At 66.1% G+C, this 17,222-nt stretch carries 13 protein-coding genes and 1 pseudogene; 6 read left to right on the top strand and 8 right to left on the bottom strand.

Going from position 1 to position 17,222, the window contains the following annotated elements:
- Positions 1 to 35: 35 nt before the first annotated feature.
- The 6 genes from tsaE to ubiE all read right to left on the bottom strand — a co-directional run bounded on the left by tsaE (position 36) and on the right by ubiE (position 8,606).
- Positions 36 to 1,559, bottom strand: coding sequence for a tRNA (adenosine(37)-N6)-threonylcarbamoyltransferase complex ATPase subunit type 1 TsaE (tsaE, locus tag MTX23_RS00370; RefSeq protein WP_280974677.1), 1,524 nt, complete (start codon positions 1,557 to 1,559; stop codon positions 36 to 38).
- On the bottom strand, positions 1,556 to 4,066 hold the full coding sequence (locus MTX23_RS00365) for a PAS domain-containing sensor histidine kinase (RefSeq protein ID WP_280974676.1): 2,511 nt from the start codon (positions 4,064 to 4,066) through the stop codon (positions 1,556 to 1,558). The genes tsaE and MTX23_RS00365 overlap by 4 nt, the downstream gene beginning before the upstream one ends.
- Before the next feature lie 272 nt (positions 4,067 to 4,338).
- Positions 4,339 to 4,797: a dUTP diphosphatase gene (dut, locus tag MTX23_RS00360; protein ID WP_280974675.1), complete on the bottom strand. Its 459-nt coding sequence runs from the start codon at positions 4,795 to 4,797 to the stop codon at positions 4,339 to 4,341.
- Entirely contained in the window at positions 4,794 to 6,221 is a 1,428-nt protein-coding gene (coaBC, locus tag MTX23_RS00355; protein WP_280974674.1) for a bifunctional phosphopantothenoylcysteine decarboxylase/phosphopantothenate--cysteine ligase CoaBC, read from the bottom strand. Before coaBC ends, dut begins: the two co-directional genes overlap by 4 nt.
- A 58-nt stretch (positions 6,222 to 6,279) precedes the next feature.
- On the bottom strand, positions 6,280 to 7,848 hold the full coding sequence (ubiB, locus tag MTX23_RS00350) for a 2-polyprenylphenol 6-hydroxylase (RefSeq protein WP_280974673.1): 1,569 nt from the start codon (positions 7,846 to 7,848) through the stop codon (positions 6,280 to 6,282).
- Positions 7,845 to 8,606 carry a bifunctional demethylmenaquinone methyltransferase/2-methoxy-6-polyprenyl-1,4-benzoquinol methylase UbiE gene (gene ubiE / locus MTX23_RS00345; protein ID WP_280974672.1) on the bottom strand — a complete coding sequence of 254 codons (762 nt, stop codon included), beginning with the start codon at positions 8,604 to 8,606 and terminating at the stop codon, positions 7,845 to 7,847. Before ubiE ends, ubiB begins: the two co-directional genes overlap by 4 nt.
- Before the next feature lie 81 nt (positions 8,607 to 8,687).
- Here ubiE and mutM point away from each other — a divergent pair, with 81 nt between their 5' ends.
- The gene (gene mutM, locus MTX23_RS00340) at positions 8,688 to 9,569 is read left to right on the top strand and encodes a bifunctional DNA-formamidopyrimidine glycosylase/DNA-(apurinic or apyrimidinic site) lyase (protein WP_280974671.1); all 882 of its coding nucleotides are present in this window, start codon (positions 8,688 to 8,690) and stop codon (positions 9,567 to 9,569) included.
- Positions 9,570 to 9,628: 59 nt separating this feature from the next.
- The gene (gene ggt, locus MTX23_RS00335) at positions 9,629 to 11,308 is read left to right on the top strand and encodes a gamma-glutamyltransferase (protein WP_280974670.1); all 1,680 of its coding nucleotides are present in this window, start codon (positions 9,629 to 9,631) and stop codon (positions 11,306 to 11,308) included.
- 279 nt (positions 11,309 to 11,587) lie between these two features.
- On the opposite strand, the pseudogene MTX23_RS00330 reads toward ggt, so the two are convergent.
- A pseudogene (locus MTX23_RS00330) lies at positions 11,588 to 12,948 on the bottom strand (serine protease).
- Here MTX23_RS00330 and MTX23_RS00325 point away from each other — a divergent pair.
- Together MTX23_RS00325 and moeB are read left to right on the top strand one after the other, a co-directional pair.
- On the top strand, positions 12,908 to 13,147 hold the full coding sequence (locus MTX23_RS00325) for a hypothetical protein (protein ID WP_280978367.1): 240 nt from the start codon (positions 12,908 to 12,910) through the stop codon (positions 13,145 to 13,147). The pseudogene MTX23_RS00330 and the gene MTX23_RS00325 sit on opposite strands and share 41 nt — an antisense overlap.
- 31 nt (positions 13,148 to 13,178) lie before the next feature.
- Positions 13,179 to 13,979 (top strand): molybdopterin-synthase adenylyltransferase MoeB, encoded by an 801-nt coding sequence (gene moeB, locus MTX23_RS00320; RefSeq protein WP_280974669.1) that lies wholly within the window; start codon positions 13,179 to 13,181, stop codon positions 13,977 to 13,979.
- 3 nt (positions 13,980 to 13,982) lie between these two features.
- Here the strand turns inward: moeB and MTX23_RS00315 are convergent, their stop codons facing one another.
- The gene (locus tag MTX23_RS00315; RefSeq protein ID WP_280974668.1) at positions 13,983 to 14,990 is read right to left on the bottom strand and encodes an aldo/keto reductase; all 1,008 of its coding nucleotides are present in this window, start codon (positions 14,988 to 14,990) and stop codon (positions 13,983 to 13,985) included.
- A gap of 122 nt (positions 14,991 to 15,112) precedes the next feature.
- Between MTX23_RS00315 and MTX23_RS00310 the strand changes: the two genes are divergently transcribed.
- Both MTX23_RS00310 and MTX23_RS00305 read left to right on the top strand, forming a co-directional pair.
- Complete coding sequence (locus MTX23_RS00310; RefSeq protein WP_280978324.1) at positions 15,113 to 16,024, top strand: LysR family transcriptional regulator; 912 nt, start codon at positions 15,113 to 15,115, stop codon at positions 16,022 to 16,024.
- 167 nt (positions 16,025 to 16,191) lie between these two features.
- The gene (locus MTX23_RS00305) at positions 16,192 to 17,220 is read left to right on the top strand and encodes an IS110 family transposase (RefSeq protein WP_280973967.1); all 1,029 of its coding nucleotides are present in this window, start codon (positions 16,192 to 16,194) and stop codon (positions 17,218 to 17,220) included.
- Positions 17,221 to 17,222: the final 2 nt, after the last annotated feature.

Below are 17,222 nucleotides of genomic sequence, written 5' to 3'. Positions count from 1 at the left end.
AACCTTAGGCGGTCGATGGCTAACAACCGGTAAACCTACGGTACCGGGGGAGGGACATTGGCCGCGTACCAGTCGCGGAGCGGCGCGAGCGACGGATGAGCCAGTGACCGGTTGAGGTAGGTCCAGATCCGCGGCTGGTGCTTCAGATATTGCGGCTTGCCGTCGCGCCCGTTGAGCCGGGCGAAGGTGCCGAGCAGACGCGTGTTCCGCTGCGCCGACATGATCGCGTAGAGCGCGGCAAAATCAGCCGGATCGAAGCTCGCATCGATCGCGCGCCGCGCCTTGATGTAGCGGGTGAGCAGTGACAGCTCGAGTTGTTCGGGCACGTCGATCCGCGCATCCTGCAGCAGCGACACCACGTCATAGGCGGCGGGGCCGAGCAGTGCGTCCTGGAAGTCGATCAAGCCGACGCGGAGGATCCCGGTGCGTTCGGCGAGCCAGATGATGTTCGGCGAATGGAAGTCTCGGATCACCCAGGTCTTCGGCGCCGCGGCGGGCTTTTCCAGTAACGTGCGCCACATCTCGATGAATTCGGCGCGCAGCGCGTCGCTTGGCTGGACGCCCCGGCTGGGCATGTACCATTCGAGCATCAGGCCGATCTCGATCAGCCAGGCGTCAACATCGAACACCGGGATGTCGTAGTTCGTGTCGGCCGTCAGTGGCAGCGTCGTCGGCAACACCTCGCGATGCAGCGCCGCCAGCATGTCGGTCGCGGCCTCGTAGCGGTCGGCGATCGGCCGCGGCGGCTCGCCCTCGATGATGCCGGCATTGCCGAAATCCTCGGTGATCAGGAATCCGGATTCGAGATCGGTGTGCCGGATCGCGGGTGCGGAAAAGCCATGATTGCGCAGGCCGTTTCCGATCGCGACGAACGGCCTGACATCCTCGGCAAGATGCACCGCCGCACTGTAGGATTTGCCGTTGTAGATCGGCGGGCCGTCGGGGCGCCGCGGCGCGTTCATCAGGATGACGCTGCCGTCATTGGTGCGCAGCCGTGCGTAAGAGCGTGTCGAGGCGTCGCCGGGCATGCGCTTGCGCCTGGCGTCGAGATAGCCTGCCTTGTCAAGGAACTGGCGCAGCAGCTTGAGCCGCGTGACCTTGGCTGCGCCCTTGCCATGGCCGGTGATCTCGGCCGCGCGGGCGGTCGATCCCAATGCCGGGCGATGGCTGAACGCGATGTCGATGCGGTCGCCGGGCAATGCGTCGGGCGCGCGTTCCGGCCACTCGATCAGCGCAACGATGTCCTCGGGCAGCGGCGAAAGCCCGATCTCCTCGAGCTCGCTCGCATCGTTGATGCGGTAGAGGTCGGCATGGACGAGCGGGAACGAGGGCAGCTCGTAGCTTTGCGCCAGCGTGAAGGTTGGGCTCGGCACTTCCAGAGTCTCGTCGTCGGCGAGATAGCGGATCAGCGCGCGGGCGGCGGCGGTCTTGCCGGCGCCGAGGTCGCCGGACAGCGTGATCACGTCGCCCGCGCCGATCAGCAGCGCGAGGTCGGCCATCAGCTCGGCTGTCGCGGCTTCGTTCGCGAGTGCGACCGGGAATGTGGAGATCGCGATCATTCCGCGGCGTTGCGATGAGCGGTCTGGTCGATCGGGAAGTCGCAGATCACGGTCGTACCCTTGCCGACGGTCGAATCGACGCGCACCCGGCCGCCATGCAGTTCGACGAAGGAGCGCACCAGCGACAGGCCAAGCCCCGCGCCGCGGTGCCGCGAGCCATGGGAATGGCTCTCGAACCAGTTGAATACCTTGTCCTTCATTTCGGGCGGAATGCCGGGGCCGGAGTCGGTCACCGCGAATACCACGCTGTGCTCGTTCCGGTGCGCACTGATCGTGACGGTGGCGTCGTGCGGCGAGAAGCCGACGGCATTGGCGAGCAGGTTATAGAGCACCTGCACCACGCGCCGCTCGTCGCCGATGAAGCCGCCGATATGGGGCTCGACATCGATCCTGAGTGCGATCCGGTCGGTCGCAAGCCGGTCCTGGATGCCTTCGGCGGCGGCCTCGATTGCCTGGGCGATATTGACCGGGCCGAGCTCGAGCTTCATCGCGCCGGCGTCGATGGTGGCGAGATCGAGGATGTTGTTGGTCAGCGCCAGCAGTGCGTTGGTCGATTTGGTGACGTAGTCGAGATATTCGGCCTGCCTCGGCGTCAGCGGTCCGGTCGAGGGATCGCTGAGGAAATGCGCGAAGCCGATGATGGTCGTGAGCGGCGCGCGCAGCTCGTAGGAGACGTGGTGAACGAAGTCCACCTTCATCTGGTCGGCGGCTTCCAGTGCCTCGTTGCGCTCGCGCAGGGCGCGCTCGACATTCTCGGTGTCGGTGATGTCCTGGAAGGTGAGCAGCGTGGCGCCGTCGGGCAGCGGGATGGTCATGCAGTCCAGCACGCTGCCGTCCTTGCGCTCGAGCTTCAGCGCCACCTGTGCGCGGTTCTCGATCGCGGTGATGGATTCGCGCAGGGTACGCCAGGTCCGCGGATCGTCATAGAGCGGCTTGCAGAGCGCTTCCACCGCCTCGATATGCGGCTCGCCGTTCAGCGCGTCGGCTGACAACTTCCACATCCTGGCAAAGGCCGGATTGAATAGTTGCGCGCGGCCGTTGCTGCCGAACACCGCGACCGCCTCGGCCAGATTGTCGAGGGTTTCGCGCTGCACCCGCGTCAGGCCGTCGTAGCGGCGCGCCAGGTCGAGGCTTTCCGTGACGTTGTCGAATAGATAAGTGACGCCGCCCTCGAGGTTCGGCGTGGTGACGACGCTGACCGCGCGCCCGTCAGGCAGGAACCAGGTATAGGTCTCGGACTCGACCGCGCGATAGGCCTCGTGCAGCTTGGCCTTCCAGGCGCGGAAGTCCGGCTGCTCCGGCAGCTTGCGGTTGGCGCGGAGCCGGTCGAGGATGCTGGAGTCGTCGGGATTGCCGTCGAGGAAGGCCTGGTCGAGACCCCACAGCCGCCGGTAGGATTCGTTGTAGAAGGTGAGCCGCCGGTTGGCGTCGAACACGGCGACGCCCGAGGACAATTGGTCGAGGGTGCGCCGGTGCGCCTCGACCATCCGCGTCAGCGCCGCGCGCAGGGCTGCGGCCTCACTGGCGTCGATCGCGATGCCCGCGCTGCCGCTGCCGAGCTTGAGCGCCTGCACGTCGTAGATCCGCCGCTCGCCGCTGACGACGATCGGCAGCCGCGCGGCATAGCTCGCGTTGTCGTTCAGGGCGCGGGCGAGCTCAGTGCGCTGCTCGCTCTCGAGCAGTTCGAGATTGCGCTGAAGCGCATCGGCGACGCTCTTGCCTTCGGTGGCACGGACATAGGCTGCGTTGGCGTAGCGCAGATTGCCCTCGATGCTTTTGGCCCAGATCGGCCATGGTGCGGCGGCGGCGAAGTCGCGCAGCAGCTCGGTCTCCTCCTGCAGCGCCTTGTAGCGCAGGTTCGATTCGGCGAGCTCCCGGCGCAGGCCGCCGAGCTCGCGGATCCGCACGATGGCCTGGCCCCCGATCGCGCGGCCCATCGCCTCGATGCCGCGGCCGGCCGATGTCGAGAGGTTGAGCAGGAACGGCTCGCCCTTCTCGCGCAGCGCATCGACGGCATGGTCCATCTGCAGCGCCGGCTCGGGCGGCAGCCAGGTTCCGAAGGCGAGGATTCGCTGCGGCGATCCCTCCCGCGACATCACCAGCGAGATGTCGCCGCTGATCTGCGGGCGGTTGTCGCCCGCGGCCCAGGAAATCAGCACCTGCGGCTCGGCGAACAACAGCGCGCGCAGCCGGTCCGACTGCGACTGCAGGTCCGCGATCTCCGAACGCAGCTGCTCTTCGTTCCGGGTCGCGCGCAACCGCGTGCGCATCAGCAGGATCGCGGCGACTACGGAGAAGCCCACCAGCGCAAACGACGTCGCGAGAACCGCGACCTCCTGGTGGTTGAGGCCGAAATGATCGGACATCGCCTGGACCAGGTATGATTGGGAGGCGAAGGCCGAGCGAGCCGGCAGCAATGCCGTGGTGGCGAGCCCAATTATGCCGTCGCGCGCCAGTGAGGTGCATGACAGCAGGGTTCGACGCATTGCCGCGACTACGCCCGACATATGTTGCCCCAGAACGCACAACTCCCAGACATGATCCGGAAAAGCGGAGACCGGTATTCCCTCGCGACACACGCGCAGCGTTTGTGCGGGGATCATGCCCAAGCAGGACCAGAAAGCCCGACGAAGACCCCCCGTCGTGCTCGAATCAAGGCAGAATAGTCCCAACCGGACTCGGCGAGTAAGAGTCCAGACCGTGAACGCAAAACCCGCTGTGAAAAAATGCGCCGGATGGCGCGAATTTTGCGCGAAATGATTCGGAATCCGCGCGGGCGCTAGCGCCCGGTCGAGCCGAATCCGCCGCTGCCGCGCCCGGTTGCGGGCAGCACGTCGACTGGAACCAGTTCCGCTCGGGTGATGGGCGCGATCACCATCTGTGCGATGCGTTCGCCGCGCCGGATCGAAAATGCCGTCTGGCCGTGATTGATCAGGATCACGTTGATCTCGCCGCGGTAGTCGGCGTCGATCGTGCCGGGCGAATTCAGCACGGTGACGCCGTGCTTGGCGGCGAGGCCGGAGCGCGGGCGCACCTGCGCCTCGAAGCCCGGCGGCAGCGCAATCGTCAGCCCGGTCGGAACCATCTCGTATCGTCCGGGCAGCAGGATAAGGGGCGCTGACTGCGGCACGGCCGCCAGCAGATCGAGTCCGGCCGCGTCGGCCGTCTGATAGGCCGGCAGCAGGAGATCTGCGCCATGCGGAAGCCGGTGGACCTCAACCTTGATCACGGTGCTCACGATGTCGCTCCCACGGTTCTTGCAATACGCGACACCAGCGCGGCGGCGACCTCCTCCTTGGTCATGACAGGCCAGGAGTCCACGGTGACGTCCTTGCCCTCGTGCGACAGCAGGTGAACGGTATTGCGGTCGCCGCCCATCACGCCGGTTGCGGGGGAAACGTCGTTGGCGACGATCCAGTCGCAGCCCTTGCGCGCGAACTTCGCCTTGGCATTCTCGATCAGATGCTCGGTCTCGGCGGCAAAGCCGATCACCAGCGGCGGCCGCTTCTCGTTCAGCCCCGAGATTGTGGCGAGGATGTCGGGGTTCTCGACCAGCTGCAGCGGCGGCATGCCGGCGGCGGTCTTCTTCAGCTTCTGCGCACCCTCATTGGCGACCCGCCAGTCGGCGACCGCCGCGGCAAAGATCGCGACGTCGACCGGCAGCGCCGCCTCGACCCGGTGCAGCATGTCGCGCGCGGATTCCACGCGCATCACCGATACGCCCGCCGGATCCGGCAGCTCGACCGGACCGGAGACCAGCACGACGTCGGCGCCGGCCGCCCGCGCAGCGGCGGCGATGGCAAAGCCCTGTTTGCCGGAGGAGCGGTTGGCGATGTAGCGGACCGGATCGATTGCTTCATGCGTTGGACCTGCCGTGATCAGCACGCGCTTGCCGGCGAGCGGGCGCGGCTGCGGCGGCCGCAGCATGTGGTCGGCGGCGGCGGCGATCTCGGTCGGCTCGGCCATCCGCCCGACGCCGGCCTCGCCGGCTTCCGCCATCTCGCCGGCATTGGGGCCGACGGTATGAATGCCGTCGCGGCGGAGTTGCAGCAGGTTGCGGCGAGTGGCGGGATTGTTCCACATCAGCGGGTTCATCGCGGGCGCGAGCAGGGTCGGCCGGTTGGCCGCGAGCAGGATGGCGCTGGCGAGATCGTCGGCGTGGCCATGCGCCACCTTGGCCATCAGGTCGGCGGTCGCCGGCGCCACCACGATCAGATCGCACTCCCGCGCCAGCCGGATGTGGCCGGCGTCGAACTCGCTCTCGGCATCGAACAGGTCGGTATAGACGCGCTCATGCGACAGCGCGCTCGCCGCGAGCGGGGTGACGAATTGCTGGGCCGCCTTGGTCAGCACGCAGCGCACCTGGATACGCCGCTCCTTCAGCCGCCGGATCAGGTCCAGCCCCTTGTAGGCCGCGATCCCGCCGCCGATGATCAGGGTGACCTGGGGCTCGTCAGCCGCACTGGTGGCCCGCAGGGCAGGAGCGAGGCCTTCCTCGGCAAGGACTGGAACGGGCGCTTCAGCGGCCTCCGCACGGCCCTCCGCGAGCTCGCGGAGGATCACCCGGACCTCCTCCTCCACCGAGCGTCCGTTCTTGGCGGACCGCAGCCGCAGATAGGCTTTCAGCGTGTCGTCAAGTTTGCGGATGGTCAGGCTGGCCATGGCATGCCTCCGGGTTTGCTAGCAACGCTAGCACATCATGCATGCATTGCAATCAGGATCATCGGATGGCGAAAAAAATTCCGAGGAGGGCGAGGGCAATGAGCCATAGCCCGACGGTCTGCAACCGCGCTTTGCGGGCCTCGGCGCGGGCCATTTCGTCGATCGTGTCCGATGACAGCATATGGCCCTCCCGGGTCATGGTCTCCAGCTGCTCGAGCACCGTCATGGCGCGGCTGGCGATCGAAGGGAGGTTGGCTATGACGCGGCCGAGCTCGCCTGCGCCGGACATCGCGTTCTCGATCCGGCCGATCGGACCAAGATTCTGCGTGATCCATTCGCGCACCACGGGGTCGGCGATCTTCCAGATGTCGAGCTTCGGATCGAAGCCGCGCGCCACGCCCTCGACCACCACCATGGTTTTCTGCAGCAGGATCAGCTCGGGCCGCGTCTGCATGTCGAACAGGCCGGTGACCTCGAGCAGCAGCGTCAACAGCTTCGCCATCGAGATTTCCTCGGCGGTGCGATTGTGGATCGGTTCGCCGATCGCGCGAATCGCCTGCGCGAAATTTTCCACCGAATGGTGCCCGGGTACGTAGCCCGCCTCGAAATGCACCTCCGCCACGCGGCGATAGTCGCGGGTGATGAAGCCGAGCAGGATCTCGGCGAGGAAGCGCCGCTCCTTCAGCCCGAGCCGCCCCATGATGCCGAAATCCACCGCAACCAGGCGGCCGGTGTCGTCGAGGAACAGATTGCCGGGATGCATGTCGGCGTGGAAGAAGCCGTCGCGCAGCGCGTGGCGCAGGAAGCTCTGGATCACCTTGCGGCCGAGATCGGGCAGGTCGACCTTGGCCTGCTCGAGCCGCGCATGGTCGTTCAGCGCGATGCCGTCGATCCACTCCATCGTCAGAACGTTGTGGGTGGTGCGGTCCCAGTCGACCGCCGGCACGCGGAAATCCGGATCGTCGTTGGTGTTCTCCGCCATCTCGGACAGCGCGGCCGCTTCCAGCCGCAGGTCCATCTCTATCGCGACCGAGCGCGACATCGTGTTGATGACCTCGATCAGCCGCAGCCGCCGCGCTTCGGCGGAATGCGCCTCGGCATTGCGCGCGACGAAGAAGAAATCGCTCAAGTCACGGCGGAAGCGTGCGGCGACATTCGGCCGGAGCACCTTGACCGCTACCTGGCGCCGCGCGCCGTCGCGCTCGACCTCGCCACGATGCACCTGCGCGATCGAGGCGGCGGCAACCGCCGGGCCCAGGCTGGCAAACACCTGCGACAGCGGCCGTTCCAGCGATTGCGCTATCACGGCCTCGGCCTCCTCTTGCGAGAACGGCGGCAGCCGGTCTTGCAGGCTTTCGAGATCGCGCGCCATGGCCACGCCGACCACGTCGGGCCGCGTGGCCAGGAATTGCCCGAGCTTGAGGTAGGCGGGCCCGAGCCGCGTCAGCGCGCGGGACAACCGCGGGCCGGACTTGGCGGTGCGGCGTTCGATCAGCCGCGCCAGCTTCAGCGCAAGCTGTCCGGGCGGCGGCACCAGCGAGGGATCGACGACGCCGAACACGCCTTCGCGCGCAAACACGAAACCGGCGCGGGCGAGGCGCGTGATGTGAGTCAGTGCAGAGATCACAAACGCCAGCCCGAATGCAACGCCACGATGCCGCCGGAGAGACTCTGCCACTTCACGCGCGAAAAGCCTGCCGCTCCGATCATCTCGCCGAACGCGTTCGGTCGCGGGAATTTGCGGATCGACTCGACGAGATATTGATAGGATTCGGCGTCGCCGGTGACGGCGCGGCCGAGCGGTGGGATTACCTTGAAGGAAAACAGGTCATAAAGCCGGTCGAGACCCGGCACATCGACGGTGGAGAATTCCAGGCACAGGAAGCGGCTCCCGGGCCGGAGCACGCGATAGGCTTCGCGCAGGGCGAGGTCGATTCGCGGCACGTTGCGGATGCCGAACGCGATCGTGTAGGCATCGAACGAACGGTCGGCGAATGCCAGCGTTTCGGCATTGCCCTCGACGAACGACACGCGGTCGTCGAGATGTTGCTTGGCGGCGCGCTCGCGGCCCACGGCCAGCATGTCGCCATTGATGTCGCAGACGGTCGCACGGAAACCCGCGCCCGCCGCCTTGGCGGCACGGAATGCGATATCGCCGGTGCCGCCGGCGACGTCGAGCAGCGCGAACGGCCTGTCACCCTTCGGCGGATTGAGCGTCGTGATCATGATGTCCTTCCAGACCCGGTGCAGGCCTGCCGACATCAGATCGTTCATCAAGTCATAGCGCTGCGCGACACTGTGAAACACGTCGTTCACCAGCGTCTGCTTCTCGCCCAGGGGAACGTCCCTGAAGCCGAAATGGGTAGTTTGACCCGGCCGATCCATCAATTCGTCGCTCCTGGCCGGACCATAGCGCGGCGGCCGCAATGGCGCTATCACGTCACTTCCAAAAGGTGAATGCCTGCCATGCCGGAATTACCCGAAGTCGAGACCGTCCGCCGCGGCCTGCAACCGGCCATGGAAGGGGCAAAAATCATCAAGGCCGAAGCCCGCCGGAAGGATCTGCGCTTTCCCTTTCAAAAAGACTTCATCGCCCGGCTCGAAGGCCAGACCGTGACCGGGCTTGGCCGCCGCGCCAAATACCTCATGGCGGACCTGATCTCCGGCGATGTCCTGCTGATGCATCTCGGCATGTCGGGCTCGTTCCGGGTGCTGAAGGGGGAGGGCGCGGCCACGCTGGGGCAATTCCACCATCCGCGCAGCGAGGATCGTGCACACGATCACGTCGTGTTTCACATGTCGTCGGGTGCGGCTGTCGTCTTCAACGATCCGCGTCGCTTCGGCTACATGAAGATCATCGCCCGCAACGCGATCGAGGACGAGCCACTCCTGAAGGGGCTGGGGCCCGAGCCGCTCGGCAACGAGTTCGACGCAGCGATGCTGGCGCGATCCTGCCACAACAAGAAGACCAGCCTGAAGGCGGCGCTGCTCGACCAGCGCGTGGTGGCGGGACTGGGCAACATCTATGTCTGCGAGGCGCTGTTTCGCGCGCATTTGTCGCCGCGGCGCTTGGCCGCGACGCTCGCAACCAAGAAGGGCGAGCCCACCGACCACGCCGGGCGGCTGGTCGATGCGATCCATTCTGTGCTCAACCAGGCGATCAAGGCCGGCGGCTCCTCGATCAACGATCATCGGCTGACCAACGGCGAGCTCGGCTACTTCCAGCACTCATTCCAGGTCTACGATCGCGAAGGCGAGAAGTGTCGCAGCCCGGGCTGCGACGGCATCGTCAGGCGCTTCACCCAGAACGGCCGTTCGACGTTCTGGTGCCCGAAGTGTCAGAAATAGGCTTGGGTTCGCGTTCATCATTCCGAGGCACATCGGAAGCATAACAAGGGAGCAGGATCATGAGCGGCAACTGGCGGGATCGCGCGGCAACAAGTTTCGAGTGCCAGAAGCAGCCGGCGACCGGCGGCCGCGGCATGGTGGTGAGCAATCATCCGCTGGCTTCAGCCGCCGGCGCCGAGATGCTCGCCGCCGGCGGCAACGCCATCGATGCCGCGATCGCGACCCTGTTCACGCTCACCGTGGTCGAGCCGATGATGGTCGGCATCATCGGCGGCGGCATGGCCCATATTCGGCTGGCCGACGGCAGCCACCGCTTCATCGACGGGCAGAGCACGGTGCCGAAGGCAGTGCGGCCGGACACCTACACCTCGAAGCCCGGTTCGGCGCATGACGTGTTCGACACCGTCGGCAACGAGAACCTCCACGGGCCGAAAGCGGTCGCCGTGCCGGGCTCGCTTAAGGCCTGGTGCGAAACGCTGCGCCGCTTCGGTACCATGAGCCTCGCTGACGTGATGCAGCCGGCGATCAAGCAAGCCGCGCGCGGCTATGCGGCGACGCCTTATCTGCATGAATGCATCAGCGATGGCGCCGAGGAGATGCTGAAGGACAAGCCGATCTCGGCGATCTACCTGCCCAACGGCACGCCCCTGAAGCCGGGCGAGCGTGTGGTACAGGCGGAATATGCCGAGACGCTTAAATACATCGCCGACCATGGCGACAACGCGCTGTATCAAGGGCCGCTCGGCGACATCCTTGTCGACTACATGACGAAAAACGGCGGCTTCATCGCGCGCGAGGATCTTGCGACCTACAAGACGGTCGAGCGCGCGCCGATCCGCTGCGATTACCGCGGCTGGGAAATTTTGGGCCCGCCGCCGCCGGCCGCTTCCGGCGTGCACATCACGCAGATGCTCAATATCCTCGAAGGCTACGACGTCGCCCGTCTCGGCTTCGGCACGGCGGAGACCATTCATTATCTCGCCGAGGTGTTGAAGATCGCCTTTGCCGATCGCGAGGCAGCAAGCGGCGATCCCGCCTACATCAACGTGCCCGTGGAGCGGCTGACCTCCAAGGCCTATGCCGAGGAGCGGCGCCATGCGATCGATCCCGATCGCGCGCAGGCCTGGGGCGCCGGCGTCTCGCAGCTCGAAAGCGCGCACACCACGCCCATGACCGCGGCAGACGCGATGGGCAATGTGGTTGCGACCACCCAGACCATCAACAATCTGTTCGGCGCGAAGATCCTGATCCCGGGTCTCGGCACTGTGCCGAACAACTACATGAATCTGTTCGACCCGCGGCCGGGACATGCACTGTCATTGGCAGCGGGCAAGCGCGTCACCACCTCGATGTCGCCGATGATGGCGCTGCGCGACGGCAGGCTCGTCTATGCACTCGGCCTGCCCGGTGGAAAGCGCATCTTCCCGAGCGCGATGCAGGCGCTGATCAACCTGATCGACCACGGCATGAGCCTGCAGGAGGCGGTCGAGGCGCCGCGGGTCTGGACCGAAGGCAACGCGCTCGAGGTCGAGCAGGCGGTGCCGGAAGCCGTGCGCGCCGCGCTGGCCGCGAAGGGCCACAATGTGCAGGTGGTGTCGACGGTCGCCGGGGGCATGAACGCGATCCAGTTCCACGGCGATGGCACGATGTCGGGCGCGGCTTGCTGGCGCGCCGATGGCACGCCGATTGGCATTGCGGGCGGTCTCGCCCGCGCAGGTGTCAGATTCGCATTGAGGTGACGAGGAAGCTCACTTCGGTCTGGTCGTCATACCCGCGAAAGCGGGTATCCAGTACGCCGCGGCTTCTCGGCTCTATCGCGCGATGAGATTGGGTCGAATCGACTCGCGGCGGCTTTTGTCCGACCTCTCCCAAGGGAGCGGTGACCTCCGACGCTGTTTCAGGTCAACCTAATCCCCTCATGCTCTATCGCAACTGTCTCTGGAATACTGGATCGTCCGCCGGAGCCTGTCATCGGGCGCGCGTTCGCGCGACCCGGTGGCGGACGATGACGGCTGGAGTCATTTCCTGACGCAGATCACGCGGACCACGGCGGCCTTGGCATCGGTCGATCCGCCTGACGCCGCCACGTCATGGGCCTTCAGGAAGTCGCGCACCGTGTCTGCCGGCACCAGTGCGGCTTGTGCCGGAGGTGTCGCGTTGGCGGGACCCGCGACGATGACGGGCTTCAGGAGAGCGATGCCGGCAAATTTGCCGTCGTCATCGAGTGCCGCTGCGCCCGAGAAGCCGACCGCGGGCGCCGGTGACAGGGCCGCATCTCCCGCGCTGCCGAGCTGTGCCACCGACGCCTTCGCACCGGTGACTGCCGCACCGCCGCCCTGGTTCTGCGGATCGGCGATGCCCGTGATGTCGAGCGCCGTCTTCGTCGCGTTGCCAGCGACATTGAGCGGCTTCAACCCACGCGCGCCATAGATGCGCAGCAGGGCGAGATCGTGCTCCTTGTCCTCGGCGACCCGATCGGCATTGCCGTAGCCCGGGATCGTCAGCGCGATGCATTCATCGGTCGCCACGCGGTCCGCGACGATTGCACCGTCGTCGCTGACCACGACGCCGGTGCTGTATTCCACGGTCTTGCGCGGCGGTGGTCCGATCTGCACGCCGGCAGGAAACGCGTTGAACGCGCTCGACATCGCGATCACCACCGGCTCCACGGTATTTTCGGTCGCCTGGTCGTAGAGGTGGTGAGGATGCGGACCTCGTCACCCCTGAAGGTGCCGCGCAGATAGAACTTCTTCAGCCCCTGCATGCCCGACAGCACGAAGAAGTCGGGCTTCACCACGGTGTAGTCGACGGTGCGGCCGGCGGGCTCCCGCTTTTCCCGCTCGGCGAGCTTTGCAGTGGTCGGGTTGGCCTCCTTGCGCCGCGTCAGGAGCACCTGGATCGTGCCGGTCGGCGAGGTCCATTTGGCGCCCGAGGCATCGCTGGTCAGTTGCGGCACCAGCTTGGTGGGAATGCCGAGCCGCGCGCCGGTGGCAGGCTCAGTGACGATCTTCCAGCCGACATTCTCCTGTCGCCTCCGCGCGGTGTCGGCGAGCATGCCGCGCTCCTGCGGGTTCAGCACACCGGTGGGCTTGCCGCCGCGGTTTTTCTGGAATTCCTTGATCGCGTTGACCATGCGCTCGCTGACGTCGCCGGTGATGGCGCCGTTATATTGGCCGACCCAGGCGAGGTCCGATTGCAGCGCCAGCCGTTCGGCCTGCGTCATTGCATTCGCGGTGTCTTCCGGCTTCTGCAGCGGGGGCCGGATCGGCACCGTCGTCACGGGCTTGGGCTTGGTGCCGACCGTCGAGGGCGGCGTCATCTGGGCGTGTGCCATGCCCATGGCCACGACCATCAATGTTGCCGAAAGCACCGATCTCATGACAAATCCGGACGGAATGACTGACACCATTGACGTCCAGGCAATTAAGCACATCTGCTTGGTCGGCAACAATCGCGCCCCGGTTCAGGGCAGGCTTCCATCCCTCATCCTGAGGAGCGGCGTTAGCCGCGTCTCGAAGGATGAGGGCACAGGCGGGGCCTCATGGTTCGAGAAGGCGCTGCGCGCCTCCTCACCATGAGGGTCGAGATGATGAGGGATTTGTTCGAACGATGCTGAGTGCCGAAGAACTCGAACGCTATGCCCGCCACATCGTGTTGCGCGAGGTGGGCGGCCCCGGCCAGAACGCGCTGAAGCAAGCCTCCGTGCTCGTGATCGGCGCGGGCGGTCTCGGGGCACCAGCGCTGATGTATCTGGCGGCGGCGGGAGTCGGCAGGCTCGGCGTGGTCGATGACGACATCGTGTCGCTCTCCAACCTGCAGCGCCAGATCATCCATGCGACGCCGGACGTCGGCAAGCGCAAAGTCGACAGCGCGGCGGCACAGATCCACGCGCTCAATCCGCATGTTACGTTCGAGGCGCATGCCGCGCGCCTCGACGCAGGAAATGCGATGGCGCTGCTTGCGAATTACGACCTCGTGCTCGATGGCTCCGACAATTTCGAAACCCGTTATCTGGTCTCCGATGCCTGCTTTCTCGCGCGCAGGCCGCTGATCACGGCGGCGCTGGGCCAATTCGACGGCTCGCTGACCACGATCCGCGCGCATGAGAAGAACGCGGACGGCGAAATGAACCCGACCTATCGCTGCCTGTTTCCGGAGCCGCCGCCGCCAGGCACCGTGCCGGCCTGCGCCGAGGCCGGCGTGATGGGCGCACTCGCCGGTATCCTGGGTTCGATGATGGCGCTGGAGGCGATCCGCGAGATCGTGGGCTTCGGCGAAGGCCTGGTCGGACGGCTCCTGATGGTGGATGCACGCGCGATGCGGTTCGAAACCCTGCGCTACGCGCGTGATCCGCAGAACCCGCTCAATGGTGATGCGCCCACCATCACCGATTTGAGCGGTCATCTCTGAGTTTTACGAAACTTTCGCAGGCTTCTCGCTGTCCATGTGCCTGAGGTGCTCTTCCGGATAGCGTCCGCCGGCGGCGACGCCGGGCGGAAATGCGTCCGCCAGCGCGGCAAGATGTGCATCAGTCAACTTCACACCGAGCGCGCCGAGCGCTTCGGTCAGGCGATCGCGCCGCCGCGCGCCGACCAGCGGCACGATGTCCTTGCCTTGCGCCGCGACCCAGGCGATTGCGACCTGCGCCGGCGATGCGCCGATGTCGGCCGCGATCAGGCGCAGGCGATCCGCAAGCGCCAGATTGGCGTCGATGTTGCCGGCCTGGAAGCGCGGGCTGAGCAAACGAAAATCCTTCGCTTGCGCGCGCTCCTTCGACCAGTGCCCGCTGATCAACCCGCGCGCCAGCACTCCATAGGCGGTGATGCCGATGCCGAGCTCGCGGCAGGTCTTGAGGATGTCGCTCTCGATGCCGCGCGAGATCAGCGAATACTCGATCTGCAGGTCGGCGATCGGATGCACCTTGTGGGCGCGGCGGATGGTCTCCGAGCCGACCTCGGAGAGGCCGATATGCCTGATCCAGCCGGCCTTGATCATGTCGGCCATGGCGCCGATCGTCTCCTCGATCGGCACGGCGGGATCGAGCCGTGCGGGACGGTAGATATCGATGTGGTCGACGCCGAGCCGCTGCAGCGAATAGGCGACGAAAGTCTTCACGGCGGCGGGGCGGCTGTCGTAGCCGAGGAAACCGTGGTTGGGATCGCGCAGCGCACCGAATTTGACGCTGATCAGCAGATTGTCGCGGTTCCTGCCCTTCAGCGCCTCGCCGATCAGCATCTCGTTGTGACCCATGCCGTAGAAATCGCCGGTGTCGAGCAGCGTGATGCCGGCGTCGAGCGCGGCGTGGATGGTGGCGATGCTCTCGCTGCGATCGGTGGGGCCGTAGAAATCAGACATGCCCATGCAGCCGAGGCCGATCAGCGAGACGGCAGGGCCGGTGGAACCGAGTTGGCGCGTGTCCATGGTGGTGCTCCTCGAAAGTCGCGGACGACGGTCCGCCATCAAAGTGGTGCGGTCGATATGCGTCCGCCATGTTCTGCCGATAAGCTGGACAATCCTGAATGGCTTGTTCACTATATCGAACAATGGACGCCTTCGACCTCCGCGATCTCGACGCCTTCGTGGCGGTGGCGCGCACGCGCAACTTCCGCCGTGCCGCGCTCGAGCAGCGCGTCTCGGTCTCGAGCCTGAGCCAGCGGCTGCGCGACATGGAGGAGCGGCTCGGCGTTCGCCTGATGAACCGCACCACCCGCAGCGTCGCGCTCACCGAAGCCGGCGAGCTCTTGCTCGCCCGGGTCGGACCGGCGATGGCCGAGGTCGGCGATGCGCTGAACCAGGTGCGGGGCCTGCGGGCCGAGCCGTCCGGCCGCTTGCGCATCAACGCGCCGCCGCCTGCGCTCGATCTGGTGCTGGCGCCGATGGTCGCACCGTTTCTCGCGAAATATCCGCGGATCGATCTCGACATCGTCGCCGACAGCGCGTTCGTCGATATCGTTGCGCAGGGCTTTGACGCCGGCGTGCGCTACGGCGAGCACCTCGCGCAGGACATGGTCGCGATTCCGCTGGGCGCGTCGCAGCGCTACGCGGTCGTGGCTTCGAGCGGCTATGTCGCAAAGCACGGCCGGCCGATGCACCCGAAGGATTTGCTGGAGCACGCCTGTATCCGCACCCGCTTCGGCAGTGGTGCAATCTTCGATTGGGAGTTCGAGAGGAACGGCCGCGTGGTCAAGATCTCGCCGCCGGCCAAGCTGATCGCGACCTATCTCGGTCTCGCTCTGCGCGCGGTCCATGATGGCGTCGGCTACTGGGCGACGTTCGAAGGCTATGTCCGCTACGGCGTCAAATCCGGTGCGCTGGTCAGCGTGCTCGACGATTGGTGCCCGCCGTTTCCGGGGCCGTACCTCTACTATCCGAGCCGTCGTCAGCCGCCGCCGGCACTCGCTGCCTTCGTGTCGTTCGTCGCCGAGTGGCGCAAGCAGGCGCGGCAGAAGAAATAGGCGGCCGTAGATGGGGTAACGGGCCGACGGATATAGCCGCCCGGTCGCGACGGCGCGATGTGGAAGCGCGCTCGCGTGCGGCTTTTCGGGCAGGCGGTCGTCCCTCAAACTGATGGTGTTCAAACGGAGTCGGGCGAGCCCGCTCCAAGCATCATTAAGGGACGACCATGTACCACTATGCAGGAATCGACGTGTCTTTGGAAAGCTCGAGCGTTTGCGTTGTCGATGGCGCGGGCAAGATTTTGCGGGAGGCGAAGGTTGCCAGCGAGCCGGAAGCGCTGATCGCCTGGTTCCGATCGCTGGGCCAGGCGATGGAGCGGATCGGACTGGAGGCCGGTCCGTTGTCGCAATGGCTGTCCACGGCGCTGCGCGCGGCCGGGCTTGCCGTCGAGCTGCTGGAGACCCGGCACGTCCGCGATGCCTTCAAGGCGATGCCGGTGAAGTCGGACCGCAACGATGCCCGCGGCATCGCCCAACTGATGCGGCTCGGCTGGTTCCGGCCGGTCCACTGCAAGTCGATTGAAGCGCAGGAGACGCGGGCGGTTCTGACGGCCCGCAAGCTGCTGCAGTCGAAGCTGCGCGACATCGAGAACAGCGTACGTGGCGTGCTGCGGGGCTTTGGCCTGAAGGTCGGCAAGACCACCGAGCGCACGTTCGCCAACCGGATCCGGGAGCTCGTCGCCGGCCACCCCGGACTTGAGCTGGTGGCGCAGGCCCTGCTCGAAGCCCATGCCGTGTTGCTGCGCGAGTTCAATGGCCTGGACAGACACACCCAGAAGCTCGCCAGATCGCATCCCCCGGCCCGGCTTCTGATGACAACGCCGGCCGTCGGCCCGATCGTGGCGCTCACCTATGCCGCCGCGATCGACGATCCGATCAGGTTCCGTTCCTCGAAGGCGACCGGCGCGCATTTTGGGCTCACCCCGAAGAAGTATCAGTCGGGGCAAACCGACTACACTGCCCGCATCAGCAAGATCGGCGACGCGTCGGTGCGGGAGGCGCTGTACCAGGCCGCCCACGTCATGCTGACCAAGCCGGTCAGGAACTGCTCGGCGCTGAAGAGCTGGGCCATGCGGCTTGCCAAACGTGCGGGCATGCGCAAGGCCAAGGTGGCGCTGGCGCGCAAGCTCGCAGTCATCCTGCATCGGATGCTGGCTGATGCGAAACCCTTCAATCCGATGGCCCACGCAACCTAATA

Source organism: Bradyrhizobium sp. ISRA436, assembly GCF_029910015.1.
Classification (GTDB): Bacteria; Pseudomonadota; Alphaproteobacteria; order Rhizobiales; family Xanthobacteraceae; genus Bradyrhizobium.
Note: the sequence above shows the minus strand (reverse complement) of the source record. Positions and strands in the feature narration are given on the sequence as shown.

What these genes read in the sequence shown, in the direction of transcription:
- tsaE (WP_280974677.1), bottom strand. Translation starts at nt 1,559, where the DNA reads ATGATCGCGATCTCCACATTCCCGGTCGCACTCGCGAACGAAGCCGCG.
- MTX23_RS00365 (WP_280974676.1), bottom strand. Translation starts at nt 4,066, where the DNA reads ATGTCGGGCGTAGTCGCGGCAATGCGTCGAACCCTGCTGTCATGCACC.
- coaBC (WP_280974674.1), bottom strand. Translation starts at nt 6,221, where the DNA reads ATGGCCAGCCTGACCATCCGCAAACTTGACGACACGCTGAAAGCCTAT.
- ubiE (WP_280974672.1), bottom strand. Translation starts at nt 8,606, where the DNA reads ATGGATCGGCCGGGTCAAACTACCCATTTCGGCTTCAGGGACGTTCCC.
- mutM (WP_280974671.1), top strand. Translation starts at nt 8,688, where the DNA reads ATGCCGGAATTACCCGAAGTCGAGACCGTCCGCCGCGGCCTGCAACCG.
- ggt (WP_280974670.1), top strand. Translation starts at nt 9,629, where the DNA reads ATGAGCGGCAACTGGCGGGATCGCGCGGCAACAAGTTTCGAGTGCCAG.
- MTX23_RS00325 (WP_280978367.1), top strand. Translation starts at nt 12,908, where the DNA reads ATGGCCACGACCATCAATGTTGCCGAAAGCACCGATCTCATGACAAAT.
- moeB (WP_280974669.1), top strand. Translation starts at nt 13,179, where the DNA reads ATGCTGAGTGCCGAAGAACTCGAACGCTATGCCCGCCACATCGTGTTG.
- MTX23_RS00315 (WP_280974668.1), bottom strand. Translation starts at nt 14,990, where the DNA reads ATGGACACGCGCCAACTCGGTTCCACCGGCCCTGCCGTCTCGCTGATC.
- MTX23_RS00310 (WP_280978324.1), top strand. Translation starts at nt 15,113, where the DNA reads ATGGACGCCTTCGACCTCCGCGATCTCGACGCCTTCGTGGCGGTGGCG.
- MTX23_RS00305 (WP_280973967.1), top strand. Translation starts at nt 16,192, where the DNA reads ATGTACCACTATGCAGGAATCGACGTGTCTTTGGAAAGCTCGAGCGTT.